Origin of the sequence: Citrobacter sp. wls619 (assembly GCF_005281345.1) — a bacterium.
Taxonomy (GTDB): Bacteria; Pseudomonadota; Gammaproteobacteria; order Enterobacterales; family Enterobacteriaceae; genus Citrobacter.
On the sequence record NZ_SZXJ01000058.1, the window covers coordinates 1 to 13,348 of the forward strand.

Here is a 13,348-nt window from a genome sequence, read left to right on the forward strand (position 1 = left end):
CGCCGGAGACTGTTTGTGTTCTCAAAATCGGGGGGATAAGTGTATGGGCAAGTTAGGCGGTGAAATGACGGCGCTGGCAAAACATTGCGGCGGTAGCCATAAAACGGTGAACGATCGCATCCACATTGTGCAGCGTTTCGATCATCACTTGCGGGTGCTGAACGTCCAGATCCAGCGGGTGGCGCAAATTAAGGTTCGCCATATTGAAAGCTATATCCATGAAAGGCTGGCGCAGGGGATCGGCAAACGCACGCTACAGAATGAAATGGCCTCGCTGCGTGCGGTGCTGCAACAGGCCGGGCGTAAGCAGGTGGCAGGGCATGAGAGACTGACAAATAAATCCCTGGGGCTCTCTGGCGCATCCCGCAACGGTACGCGGCAGGCAATTACACCGGAGCATTACCATTATGTGCATGAGTGTGCCCAAATGAAAGATCCGGGGCTGGCTGCGGCGCTGGAGCTGGCGCGGCTGATGGGATTACGTTCGCAGGAAACGGTACAAAGCATGCAGTCGCTGAAAACGTGGAAACAGGCCGTTGAGCGCGGCGATACGCGCTTAACCGTAGTTTTCGGTACCAAAGGCGGACGCCCCCGCGAAACGGTGATTCTCGATGCTGGCGCAGTTAAAAAAGCGCTGAATAATGCATTAGCTGTCACAGAAAGTCGTAATGGCCGGTTGATTGACAAGCCGGATCTGAAAAGCGCGATGGACTACTGGCATAACCAGGCGGTAAGGATTGGCCTCACTGGCGCATATTCCCCGCATTCTCTGCGTTATGCCTGGGCGCAGGATGCCATCCGTCACTATCTGGCGCAGAGGTTCAGCAGGAAAGAGGCGCTGGCAATGGTAGCGATGGATCTGGGGCATGGTGATGGGCGCGGACGGTATGTGGCGCAGGTTTATGGGCAGCGGGAAGAGGAGTAATTTTCTGTTCTGGTGCAATCATGAAGCGAAAGACAAAGGTGCGCTAAGGATTGCAGCGCCAGACCGGAAAGAGCTACACCCCAAAGGGCCGGAACTGGCGCAACTTTATGTATTTTTTCAGTATTTGGTGCAGTCAGGAATTAAGGTGAAAACATGTGACTTTATGCAAATTTACGGATGAGTTTCCCATCAGCTTTTTTAAAAGCACACATCGTATATTTTTCGCCCACCAACGCTTGTACCAGTACATCTTCTTCCTCAGAAGTCGCAAATATAATTTGTCCACCATCAACGGAGGAACGTGCTGCATCCTTCAGAAGTTCGGAGAAACTAAATTTATTAGTTTCCTGCTGTCTTGGCTCATCAAATATGACAATACCGGGATGATTAGTTCCAAATTTTTTCCCAACCATAAACAGGCTTATTAGGTAACCCCATATCATTCTAATACCATCACTGGCCGACACCTCAAAGCCTATATCAAAACCTTCTCTCGTCGGTAAATAGTTCTCATCGGAAATTTCAATTTGTTCAACCTTAAAACTGGAGAAAGTATATTTTTCTAAACGACTTTTCAAGCTTTGATTTAAAAATTTAACTTTTTCAAAATCTTTGACAGAAAGAACGCTTGTTGGTAATTTTTTTCGTTCCCCGGTTAATTGCATATATCTTTTGAATAAAGTCTCCAAATCTAGTTTGATTTGTAATAATTCATTCAATGCTTCATCAATATCATTAATTCCATTCTCCAAGTTTATTTTTTTTCGCAAATAATCTTCTTGGATTGCAATGCTAGGGTTTTTATGACTCTTTAATCTTAGGATATTGCTTCTAAGATTGGCTATTTCAGTCTCTAATTGCTTTTGCTCTGCTTGTTTTATCTGAAGTTGTTTATCACTATCATTTAGTACGAACTCAAATGCTTTAATTTGCTCCTTAATAAAGGATAAGCTATCTTCATATGTCATTACATTATCTTTCGCTGAAAGTTCTAAAAGATTATCTGAAAAACCCGCTCCGCACGTAGGACACTCGTTTATTAGAATACTACTATTTTCAAATGTATTCGAGTCAGCAACTTTCCGAATATCTTCATATTTCCTTTTATCATCCAATAAATTTGAAATTCTTCTTTTCGTTGCAGATATCTGATAATGTATATAACTTCTTTCATCACTGACATTTTGCAACAATATTTCAAGATCTTTTATTTTATCAGTATGTTCACGTATTGACTCAAGAGTCGCCAACTCTAATGAATAATTATCACTAATAGTTTCCTCTAAAGGAGAATATTCTCGTAGTTCATTTTCAAGAGAAGATTTAACATCTATTATGGAAATAACTCTTTCTTCTGTTTTAATCACTATATCAATTTTATAATTATCAAACTTGCTTTCCGGTTGTTCAGGTATACCAGTAACAACTCCCGATACCTTTGCAGAGATAAGATCCGCCTTGCGTTTAATTAATTTCCACTGATATACTATATCGTCGATTTTCGATTTCAGTGAATTTCTTTTCTTAATATTTTCATTAACGTCAAGAGAGAGAACAAATTCGACAGCTCTTTTTTTAGGTTCTTTAATGTTAAAATATGTTGGAGTCGTAGCTTGAATAGAACTCCATCCTTTTTTTTGCTCAACAAACCATGTAGGGAAAATAACAGAAGGGTATAAAGGTGATTCACCTCCATTATGATTTGGAACTAAAGGAATATTCCATCCAGCGAATTTACCAAACCAATAATAAAACCCAAGATCCCGACTCGTATCCCCCTCTCTATGTAAGTAAAGAGGTTTAGGTGAATGTAATGGTACTAGATCAAGTGGAGCCTCAAATACATTTATAATATTATTATCAGTAGCTCCAACTATAGCCCTTTTTAAGGTAACCATATTTTTATCATTTTTTATTTGTAATAATACATATGAAGAAATAATTGAAACTTCTTTACCCTCCTTAGTTAATAACGATTTGGTTAATGATGCTGGAAATGGAGGTCTCGTCCCTGATTGACCCAATGCTCGTTCCATACCCAAAGCATAAGCAATAGCATTCATACATGTTGACTTTCCGTGGGTATTTTCGACCCTTAACAAGAACAATCCAGTTTTAAAAGGAATATCGACTCCATAAACACCATCATTTGTATTAGCAACAATTTTCAGCCTAACTATTTCGATACTCATATTTATCTCACTTGGAATATTTTATTAACATTGGCATCTGTTAATGATTTTTTAAATTTGAGGAGTACGATCTTTTCCAATTCAAAAGCATTAATTAATGTTAGTTTTTTGCTAACTTCCAAGCCCTTATCATTAATTGTAAACTTATCCTCATTCTTAGAAATCATCCCATCTGCTATTAATAACGCCAAGGCGCGATCTAATGTTGGATCCAACCTTACTTCTGGCTTTATACCATGTTGATTTAAAATCCAGAATTCAAACTCAGAAGAGTTCTTTTCAGATTTTATTATCCAATTGATGACATGTATTTTCTTTAAAGAACACGAACCCGCACGGCAAGCTAAATGAATAGAAAGTAATATGAGACTGCATTTCCATAGTGGTCTCATCTCGCACGGAAGTAAGTCAGGTCTACGAGTAAATGTAAAAGGCCGATCAAGAATATCAGAAAGTTGAATAGTTATTTTTTTATTCATTTTAGAAATCCAAAGGGCAACGAATAAGCCAATCAGAAATGACCCCCCATGTAATCTTATCAAGATCACTTTGTTTAAACGATGGTATCTCTTCTGATATCTCATCCTTTAAACCTTGTATTTCATCCTTTATAATCTTTGAAGGAATTGCATCTGGGGAAATCATAAACATGCCAACTAAGTTTTCCTCTCTTCTTTTTATGCTTTTATAGACCACTTGGTATATATCAACCCAATCACGTTTTAAAACATCAAGTAGATTCTGGTACTCAAGATATTTTTGGACCATATAACTCTTATAATGATCGTGTTGACCACTATTTGCATTAATTTTCGGTATTTTTAAGTTCAACTTTTCTAGAAAAACCAGATTGCCATCAATAAAATCTTTTGCTTTTTCATCGGTAATAGAGTCAAAATCAAAGCTTAGTTGAAATTTATCTCTACGTAAAATAGATGCTTCTTGAATATAGTCATGCTCAGTTTTGACCAAAATTTGAAAATCATCATCTATATAGGGAATATTCATCCCTCTGACTTCAAGCGTTTTCTTTGTGCAAAATTGAGCAAGCTTTGCAGATTTATTGTATGGCGTAGCGAGTATCCAGCGTGATATTTTCAACACGCCGAATAATTTTTTGAAATTATCAACATTATCTTCAGTGAATTTTTTAATATCTTTTGATATTTTATTTTTCTGTGCAGTGTATAATTTATCCACATCGCTATACTGCTCAGGTCTATAACACTGAAATACATGACCATTTAATGTATAGCACTCAATCCCGAAATCTCCACCATGTGTATCTGGAATATCACAATAGTTTTCAGTCTTATAATGGAGTTTCACAATATTCTTGAAATACTCTTCCCATGCTTTCGGGTCATTGTGCGGATCTAGTAACATATTTTTTCTCATCCAAGAAAAGCTATGCTCAAGAGTATAACTCTTTGTTCTTTCTGGAGTAAATATCAAAATTATGTGATGAATATCACACTTAACAAGCAGAAAGTATTTTAAGTCGTAATGTTCCACCCAGTTAATATTAGTAATCATTCACTAGCCTCATGAACTGTTTATTTATACAGTATAATCAAGGATAGTATTATCATGTCAACTCCAAAATATGATTATGCACCATAGTGTCGTTATGACAACGTCTGGCATTAAAGCCACCAGACTTGTCTGTTTACTGCCAAAACAACATACTAAAACATGACAAAAATCACATTTTCAATCAGCAATAATATGAGGGGCCTTATTGAGGGCCCCTGTTTAAATCCTAAAAATAAAACCAATATAATTCAATGTGATACCTTAAAATCCGCATCCAGTCAGAGGAGCCAAATTTAAGAAGCCTGCTTAGGAAACTAAGCAGGCTTCTTGCTTTATATCTGATAATCAATCATCACTTCATCAGGCTCCATTGCCTGGCGTTTAATCTCTTCCACAGATAAACCTGCGTTGCATAGCTCGATAAATCGCCAGACGTAATTGCGCTGCAACTGACCGCGCTTGAGTCCCAGCCAAACGGTGTTCGCATCAAATAAATGCCGGGTATCAAGGCGGGTTAACGTCCCCTCCTCCTGCTCGCCACTGGATTGCTCCGCCACCAGCCCGATTCCCAGCCCCAGCGCTACATACGTTTTAATCACATCCGAGTCCTGCGCACTGAGGATAATATCCGGCACCAACCCTTTACGCGCAAATGCCTCATCAATACGTGAGCGCCCCGTAATACCCTGCCGATAGGTAATGAGCGGCCAGTGAGCAATAGACTCAAGCGTAAGCGGGGAAGCCTTAACTAATGGATGATCGTGTGGAACGAGCAGGCTGTGCTGCCAACGAAACCAGGGAAACGCCACCAACAGCGGATCGCTGCTGAGTCGTTCACTGGCAATACCAATGTCAGCGCCACCATTTTGCAGGAGAACGTCAATTTCTTGCGGCGTCCCCTGAATAAGCTCCAGGCGAACCTCCGGGAAGAGCTCTCGAAATGCTTTGATCACCGCAGGCAGACTATAGCGTGCCTGCGTGTGCGTGGTCGCAATGGTCAGCACACCAGACGTGTCATTGGTAAACAGGTCCGCCAGTCGGCGAACATTGCTGGCTTCATTAAGAATACGCTCAGCGATCACCAGCAACGCCTTCCCCGGTTCGGTCATGCCAAGTAAACGCTTACCACGACGAATAAAAATTTCGATGCCAAGTTCATCTTCAAGTTCGCGAATATGCCGACTTACCCCCGACTGCGAGGTATAAAGAATATTCGCGACTTCCGTCAGGTTGTAATCCTGACGGGCCGCCTCGCGGATTATTTTAAGTTGCTGGAAATTCACTTTTCGCTCCGGGTACATCAGACATTACGCTATTGTTAAAGTCTGATGCCCGGCATAACAAATAATAAAAACCTGCATCTTATTCCTGGCTGGAATAAGGTCTAACTCACCAGCTGTAGCTCCCGATTTTCCAGAGCCGGACGGCTAACCAGCGACAACAGGATCTCTTTCACCGCCTGAGCCTGTGGTGTCAAACTGCCCCTGGCTGACATATTAAGCGAGAGGGGCAGATTCATGGAGGGCGTTGTAATCCGCGCCATCCAGCCATTCGCTGCATGACATAATGCCCGGGCTGCTGATTCAGGTAAGACTGTCACCCCCATACCACTGGCAATCGCGGCCGTTAAGGTGGAGATAGAATCAATTTCACCTATTACTTTCGCCGTTAAGCGGCGCAGTGAGAAGGCTTCGTCAACACGGAGACGAACCGCACTGTAATCCCGTGGCAGAAACAAATTCATCTGCGCGACTGCCGTTAAATCGACACTTGGCCCAGGACATTCACGCGTCCCCACCAGGAAAAGATCCTCTTTGAGTAACGGTTGACTGGAAATACCCGCGATCGGCGAGCGCTCGTAGAGCACCGCCATATCTAATTGACCACTGAGCAGTTTATCGTTCAGCACCGCCCCGCTGTTTTCATGCAAATAGACCAGTACATCGGGCAGCTCGGCGCGAACGGTCTGTAATAGCGGCATGGTAATTGATGATGCCGCCGTGCCAGGCGCCAGGCCAATAGCGACGTGTCCACTCAGGGTCTGCCCTACATTATTGACCGCAAGCTGCGCCTGCTCACACTGACGTAATATCGTCCGGGCGTGCGTATACAGCACTTTCCCCGCTTCCGTCGGCGTCACCCCGCGTTTGGTGCGGATCAACAACTGTTGATCCAGTTCCCCCTCCAGCGTAGCAACCTGCTGGCTCAGCGCGGGTTGAGCGATATGCAATACTTCCGCTGCCTGGGTCAGGCTACCAATATCGACGATTTTTACGAAGTATTTCAGTCGTCTGAAGTTCATTTTGCCTCCTGTCGGAATACCAGAACCCATGCTGGCAGTCATGAAACTCAGGATTGCAAGATGCTTGCCAGTTTCATCTGTAGACGAGTATTTAATGTTAAGCTCCCGTTAAGTAAGGGATGGCGCAGGAAAGTGATAGCGTCTACTGATTCCACCTTTTTCCAGGCTGCCCCACAAGAGGTAGACGCGCACCAGAATGGGGCAAATGTCTAAAAAGCATGAAAGATCGCCGCTTTGTTGAATTTGTCAGCAAACGAACACACAATTTCATTTACCCCTTTGACAACCCCCATCACCCTCGCTAATATGCGCCTCGTTCACACGATTCCTCTTCAAAGCAGTCATTCAATACTGATTTAACAAAATACTATGAGCGATTAATGCTTATACTGAACTAGTGATATGCCTGCGTAGCCACCGATGAGCGTGGTTACGGTGTACTCGTTCAGACCAAATCATCTGAAATGGGTTTGTTGGCTGGTAGGGATCAAAATTGGTGGTCATTTTGGTGGTCTTGACAAGCAGGGAATTCAGGTTTAGTTTACTTATTAGTCATTTATTGGCTAAGGCGATCCCAGTCAGAGGAGCCAAATTCCTGTTTTCAGGCGTGCTTATAAGTCCTTATTAACTTAGACTTCAATAAGTTAGCGTGAAAATCTTTCCCNTTTGCTTTCAGACTAACTTATGAATACTGATATGGTCAGTTTTCCATAAGTTAGCGTGAAAAATCTTCCCGCTTCTGATGGTCTGCAGCTACCTGCCAACCCAGCTGGGTTCACGCCTTCGGTATCTCAAAATAGCGCTTAATCAAAAAGAATCCCGTATTTCGCTAGACGAGTATCCGTAATCATCCGGCCGCAGATAATGTGACGCATGAGATTATCTGCGCTGATATGTCGTTCAGCGGTATGACTGCGTGGTGGAAACCCACAAGTACTGCAAAATCGTCACGGGTAATAGCGTTACGGTTACAGCATAATTCCCTTCTGAAACCCGGTAGTCGTTTTGCTAATGGATTACGCCCTCTCCCGCTTGCCCCTCTTATGCATTCTACTAATAAATAGAATTATCAACACCAATAACACATAGATATCATTTTCAACAAATCGATCGACAAAAGTTATTAATTACATTCCGCGTGACATCCATCACAAAATGGGGTCGCTCAACATTTATTATTTACTGCACAGCAAAAGCATATAGTTCTGTTAGGAAAAAACAATCTCATCGACTCTATGCACGACTAACAATAGTGCATTTGCAGAATATATCGATGCTACCGTTGGGAAATCTGTTTTATCTGTCTTTGATAATAGATTGTGTCTTGATACAGATGGAAATCCTATTGTCCGCCCGATCAATGACAATGCAACAACCGATACCTATGTAACAGCTCCAGCTCGCATGCTGTTCTATGCTGTAGACTTAGCAGCAAAAACGGCTGTGTAAATTCAGGCACCTATTGAACTCCCCACAACACCTATCGTCCAATGGACTGATTTTATGGGAAGTGTGTTTGACCATGATGATTATTTCGTTATTTTTACCTGCCATGCCCGTTCATTCTTTATCAGTGATGTGAACGGTAATATGATTGCCACTATTTACGATGTCATTTCTATACCTGATGGTGCGCCTCAATACCCTGGGGAGGGCTATTGTGCACGATTATTTAACGAAACAGAGCTGACTGAATTAATCACTACAGCCTCAATCACTGCAAATTAATATGTCACTATAAAATACAGAGCAATTAACTTAACTGCATATGTATAAAGGGTTCATGTAACTACATGAACCCTTTATAATATCGACCAGCTATGGAGGTCGTGACATCATGACTGGGAAGATTTAGCCGGTACTCATCGCCAGAAGCCGCTATTTAAAGTTTATCGTTATAGTCATGCGCCAGGGAAAGTAAAATTTGCATTACACGTCCTGCAGAGAATTGAGCACTGTGTATAAACTTCGTTTGCTTATATAGCCAGTGGGTAAAATGCCTGCTGGCCGTTAAAGAGAGCATTTTAGCATCACTGATATCACCACCTGTTAACGAGCAAACCATCTTACGGTTTTTTCCCTGTACCCAAAGCGACCACTGACTTTTCCACCAGCCATGGTGTGTTTTCCCCTGAAAATACCAAGGTGTATTCGTATCACTTTCGCTTATATCCTCCTCTACAAACCAAAGTTCAGCCTGTCGTTGGCGAAACAGCTCAGCCCAAACAGTAATAACTGCTCCCCGAAGAAAGCATTCGTGAGAAACAACATGTGTCTTTATATCAGGAAAGAGGATATTCAGTACCCGAAAATGCCCATGGGCCGCGATAACCGGACGCAGAATAACACCTTTGCCGTTACGTTTGAGTACAGCACTTCCATACTGAATTTCATCGAACTGACTGCGGCGTAGAAACTGCATTTCACGCATATCAACGTGTTTTACAATATCACGGCGGTCCAAATCAGGCTCGATATTTCCTCGCCAAAGATAACATAAGCTTTCCCCAACCGGATGCTGAGTAAAATTAGTAGATAAATGAAGAATATTACCTTGTATAGCATCGAAACTGAGCAGGACATACAATTTCTGCTCTGCTTCTCCACCCTGGAACGGCACAATTAAAGGAACCGTTTCAATCCATTCTGGCGATATTAGTTCTCGTGGTAATTGCTGTTTAGGTGTCCAGACTTTTTTGCAGGTGCGGCACTGAACACGCTGTGTACCTTGTGGATTATAACCATAACGAATGATATCTTTGTCATAACATACAGGACAAAAATGGCCACTTTCACAGGCATAAGTGCTTAAGTGAGCTGACAACCATTCATTAAATTGTTGCGCTTCAAATAGAGGGGGATAACTCCCGCATGCCCGGCAGTGCAATGCCGGATAACCCAACCTATAGTTCGGCCAACTGTAATCTTCAGATGTAGCCAACCCTAAATTGCGACACCCAAACGTCTTGCAGGTATTAATTGTAAATAAAGTCGACATGAGCCACCAACGATTTCTAAAGGTTGCTGATTTTGAACTATAACCTCGATTTGATTGTGTGAACAGACGCACATATCAATGCCTTTCGGAATGTAAAATACCCAAAAAAAATGTGAATAAAGGAACGAATTATGAAATTAAAAGTGATTGCTGCGGGTATTTTGTTGACATTGCCATTCTGGGCCTGTGCCAAGGATGTCACCATTATTTATACCAATGATCTCCATGCTCATGTGGAACCTTATAAAGTACCCTATATTGCAGACGGTAAACGAGATATCGGTGGCTGGGCGAATATCACCACCATGGTAAAAGAGGAGAAAGGGAAAAACAAAGCAACATGTTTTTTTGATGCCGGTGATTATTTTACCGGCCCATATATCAGTAGCCTGACAAAAGGCAAAGCAATAATTGACATCATGAATACCATGCAATTTGATGCTGTCACAATGGGAAATCACGAGTTCGATCATGGTTGGGACAATACGTTATTGCAACTTAGTCAGGCGAAATTCCCTATTGTGCAAGGTAATATATTCTATCAAAACAGCGACAAGGCATTCTGGGACAAGCCTTACACCATCATTGAGAAAGATGGTGTGAAAATCGGCGTTATAGGTTTACACGGTAAGTTTGCATTTAATGATACTGTTTCCGCAGCGATGCGCGTAGGTATTGAAGCGCGGGACGAAATTAAATGGTTGCAGAGCTATATTGATGAACTGAAGGGCAAAGTCGATTTGACCGTTCTGCTGGTCCATGAGGGAACGCCTGCCCGTCAGTCCAGCATAGGGGGCACCGATGTGCGTCGGGCGCTGGACAAGGATATTCAGACGGCAAGCCAGGTGAAAGGACTGGATATTCTGATTACCGGACATGCCCATGTTGGCACGCCGGAGCCGATTAAAGTAGGTAATACGCTAATTCTCTCCACCGACAGCGGCGGTATTGATGTGGGGAAATTGGTACTGGACTATAAAGAGAAACCACATCACTTCACTGTGAAAAACTTCGAGCTTAAAACCATTTATGCAGACGAGTGGAAACCAGATCCAAAAACGAAGTCGGTGATCGACAACTGGAATAAGAAACTTGATGAAGTGGTGCAACAAACAGTAGGACAGTCGCCAGTTGAATTGACACGCGCATATGGAGAATCGGCCCCACTGGGGAATCTGGCTGCGGATGCTTTGCTGGCGGCAGCAGGCAAAAATACACAACTGGCTTTAACTAATTCAGGTGGTATCCGCACTGAGTTACCAGCGGGCGCGATTACTATGGGTGGAGTCATCAGTGTGTACCCGTTCCCCAACGAGCTGGCAACGATGGATCTCACCGGTAAACAATTGCGTGGTTTGATGGAACATGGTGCAAGTTTAAGTAATGGAGTGTTGCAGGTCTCAAAAGGCCTGGAAATGAAATATGACAGCAGTAAACCCGTTGGACAGCGGGTCCTGGAACTGACACTTAATGGTAAAGCGATTGAGGATTCGGCGGTTTATCACATTGCTACCCAAAGCTTCCTTGCTGATGGTGGTGACGGCTTCACTACATTTACCGAGGGTAAAGCGCATAACACAACAGGTGGGTATTACGTTTACAACGCAGTGATCGATTACTTTAAAGCAGGTAACACCATCACCGATGAACAACTTAACGGTATGCGCGTTGCTGACGTAAAAAAATAATTTTTTTGCCGCATTGTGTTCTGTAACGTTGTCATCAGCCGAATATGGAGGCATTTGTGTAAATTAATAGAAACATGCAAACATCTGCATGAGCTCTTGACTGAAATATATAATTTTTCATAAAACTGAAAGGATTTTGTTATGAAGAGAAGAATAAAGTGTAGTTTGATTACATTGTGCTTGTCTGCAATGTTATCCCCATCAGTTACTGCAAAGGATGTGACGATCTATTACACCAATGATTTACATGCTCATGTATCTCCAGGGAAAATTCCGGCCGTCGACAAAGAACGTATGGTAGGTGGTTTTGCGAATATAGCAACCATCGTTAATGATGCTAAGAGAAAAAGCAAAGATGTATTTTTCTTTGATGCAGGCGATTATTTTACCGGGCCCTATATTAGCACCTTAACAAAAGGTGAAGCAATTATTGACATCATGAACACCATGCCATTTGATGCTGTCTCTGTGGGGAACCACGAATTTGACCATGGTGTTGATAATATGGTTAAGCAGTTATCCAAAGCGAAATTCCCCGTTTTACTGGGTAATGTTTTTTATACCAACAGTGACAAACCCGTCTGGAACAGACCATGGACGATTATCGAAAAAGATGGCATAAAAATTGGCGTAATAGGTATACATCAGAAATTTGCGTTTTATGACACTGTTGCTGCTAAGGCTTATGCGGGTTCAGAAGCCCGTGATGAAGTCCCTTATATTCAAAAAGGTCTTGATGCTTTAAAAGGTAAAGTGGATATCACTGTGCTGCTTATCCATGAAGGTACGCCAGCGCGTCAATCAAGTTATGGCAATAAAGACGTAGCCAGAATGCTGCAAGCCGATATCGATACCGCAAAGAAATTTAAGGGTATCGATGTGTTAATTACAGGACATGCTCATGTGGGCACACCTGAGCCAATTAAAGTTAATGACACGCTTATTGTTTCAACGGATGCGTATGGTACTGATATCGGTAAATTAGTATTGGATTTTAACCCGCAGACTAAAAAAATTGACGGCTATGACGGTAAATTAATCACTGTATTTGCAGACGAATATAAACCAGACCCTATAGTTCAAGCCAGGATTGATGAGTGGAATGCTAAGCTGAAAAATATCACCGATCAAATCATTGGGTCAACAACCGCACCCTTCACCCGCTCTTATGGTGAATCATCACCTGTTGGTAATTTAGTTATTGACGCTATGATGGCCAAAGCGCCGGACGCCGTCTTAGGATTACAAAATAGTGGAGGCTTGCGTGCTGATTTGCCACAAGGGAATTTACGATATGGTGATGTAATTACTACCTTCCCATTTAATAACGAACTTGTTGAAATGGATCTCACCGGTAAAGACCTCATCAATTTAATGATCCACGCAACTAATCTCACCAATGGGGTTTTGCAAGTGTCAAAAGGCGTTCATGTTGAATACGACAGTAAAAAACCCTTGGGTGAGCGAATCATTAACTTCACGATTAATAATCAAGAAGTAGTTCCAACCAAAACATATCGGGTTGTTACACACTCATTTTGTGCGACGGGTGGTGATGGATTTGACGCGTTCTTAAAAGGAACGAATGCCAAAACTATCAACAGCACCACCTCTGCCGAGTCAATTATTGATTATGTCAAGACTCATAACCCATTGGAACCCGACCTTGAAATGCGAGTGGTCGACGTAAGCACAGCTAAATAGTTT

General features: G+C 42.3%; 10 protein-coding genes. 4 read left to right on the forward strand and 6 right to left on the reverse strand.

The window, feature by feature from the left end; all coding sequences use genetic code 11:
* The first annotated feature begins 43 nt into the window (after nucleotides 1-43).
* Nucleotides 44-925, forward strand: coding sequence for an integrase domain-containing protein (locus FDX19_RS12820; protein ID WP_137383008.1), 882 nt, complete (start codon nucleotides 44-46; stop codon nucleotides 923-925).
* Nucleotides 926-1,086: 161 nt separating this feature from the next.
* Here FDX19_RS12820 and FDX19_RS12825 read toward each other — a convergent pair whose 3' ends face one another.
* From FDX19_RS12825 to nac, 5 genes are all read right to left on the reverse strand, one after another.
* A complete protein-coding gene (locus tag FDX19_RS12825; RefSeq protein WP_137383009.1) occupies nucleotides 1,087-3,117 on the reverse strand; it encodes a hypothetical protein in 2,031 nt (676 codons plus the stop codon).
* A gap of 2 nt (nucleotides 3,118-3,119) precedes the next feature.
* Entirely contained in the window at nucleotides 3,120-3,596 is a 477-nt protein-coding gene (locus FDX19_RS12830) for a serine/threonine protein kinase (protein ID WP_249357552.1), read from the reverse strand.
* Between the two features lies 1 nt (nucleotide 3,597).
* The gene (locus tag FDX19_RS12835) at nucleotides 3,598-4,653 is read right to left on the reverse strand and encodes a hypothetical protein (RefSeq protein ID WP_249357553.1); all 1,056 of its coding nucleotides are present in this window, start codon (nucleotides 4,651-4,653) and stop codon (nucleotides 3,598-3,600) included.
* Nucleotides 4,654-4,985: 332 nt separating this feature from the next.
* Nucleotides 4,986-5,936: an HTH-type transcriptional regulator Cbl gene (gene cbl, locus FDX19_RS12840; protein ID WP_005127780.1), complete on the reverse strand. Its 951-nt coding sequence runs from the start codon at nucleotides 5,934-5,936 to the stop codon at nucleotides 4,986-4,988.
* 101 nt (nucleotides 5,937-6,037) lie between these two features.
* The gene (gene nac, locus FDX19_RS12845) at nucleotides 6,038-6,955 is read right to left on the reverse strand and encodes a nitrogen assimilation transcriptional regulator NAC (RefSeq protein WP_137383010.1); all 918 of its coding nucleotides are present in this window, start codon (nucleotides 6,953-6,955) and stop codon (nucleotides 6,038-6,040) included.
* A gap of 1,503 nt (nucleotides 6,956-8,458) precedes the next feature.
* Between nac and FDX19_RS25475 the strand changes: the two genes are divergently transcribed.
* Complete coding sequence (locus FDX19_RS25475; protein WP_249357554.1) at nucleotides 8,459-8,683, forward strand: hypothetical protein; 225 nt, start codon at nucleotides 8,459-8,461, stop codon at nucleotides 8,681-8,683.
* A gap of 154 nt (nucleotides 8,684-8,837) precedes the next feature.
* Here the strand turns inward: FDX19_RS25475 and FDX19_RS12855 are convergent, their stop codons facing one another.
* A complete protein-coding gene (locus FDX19_RS12855) occupies nucleotides 8,838-9,953 on the reverse strand; it encodes a cytoplasmic protein (protein ID WP_137383045.1) in 1,116 nt (371 codons plus the stop codon).
* A 131-nt stretch (nucleotides 9,954-10,084) separates the two neighbouring features.
* Here FDX19_RS12855 and FDX19_RS12860 point away from each other — a divergent pair, with 131 nt between their 5' ends.
* Together FDX19_RS12860 and FDX19_RS12865 are read left to right on the forward strand one after the other, a co-directional pair.
* Complete coding sequence (locus tag FDX19_RS12860; protein WP_137383011.1) at nucleotides 10,085-11,641, forward strand: bifunctional UDP-sugar hydrolase/5'-nucleotidase; 1,557 nt, start codon at nucleotides 10,085-10,087, stop codon at nucleotides 11,639-11,641.
* Nucleotides 11,642-11,782: 141 nt separating this feature from the next.
* On the forward strand, nucleotides 11,783-13,345 hold the full coding sequence (locus tag FDX19_RS12865; protein WP_137383012.1) for a bifunctional UDP-sugar hydrolase/5'-nucleotidase: 1,563 nt from the start codon (nucleotides 11,783-11,785) through the stop codon (nucleotides 13,343-13,345).
* Nucleotides 13,346-13,348: the final 3 nt, after the last annotated feature.

What these genes read in the sequence shown, in the direction of transcription:
- FDX19_RS12820 (WP_137383008.1), top strand. Translation starts at nt 44, where the DNA reads ATGGGCAAGTTAGGCGGTGAAATGACGGCGCTGGCAAAACATTGCGGC.
- FDX19_RS12825 (WP_137383009.1), bottom strand. Translation starts at nt 3,117, where the DNA reads ATGAGTATCGAAATAGTTAGGCTGAAAATTGTTGCTAATACAAATGAT.
- FDX19_RS12830 (WP_249357552.1), bottom strand. Translation starts at nt 3,596, where the DNA reads ATGAATAAAAAAATAACTATTCAACTTTCTGATATTCTTGATCGGCCT.
- FDX19_RS12835 (WP_249357553.1), bottom strand. Translation starts at nt 4,653, where the DNA reads ATGATTACTAATATTAACTGGGTGGAACATTACGACTTAAAATACTTT.
- nac (WP_137383010.1), bottom strand. Translation starts at nt 6,955, where the DNA reads ATGAACTTCAGACGACTGAAATACTTCGTAAAAATCGTCGATATTGGT.
- FDX19_RS25475 (WP_249357554.1), top strand. Translation starts at nt 8,459, where the DNA reads ATGGGAAGTGTGTTTGACCATGATGATTATTTCGTTATTTTTACCTGC.
- FDX19_RS12855 (WP_137383045.1), bottom strand. Translation starts at nt 9,953, where the DNA reads ATGTCGACTTTATTTACAATTAATACCTGCAAGACGTTTGGGTGTCGC.
- FDX19_RS12860 (WP_137383011.1), top strand. Translation starts at nt 10,085, where the DNA reads ATGAAATTAAAAGTGATTGCTGCGGGTATTTTGTTGACATTGCCATTC.
- FDX19_RS12865 (WP_137383012.1), top strand. Translation starts at nt 11,783, where the DNA reads ATGAAGAGAAGAATAAAGTGTAGTTTGATTACATTGTGCTTGTCTGCA.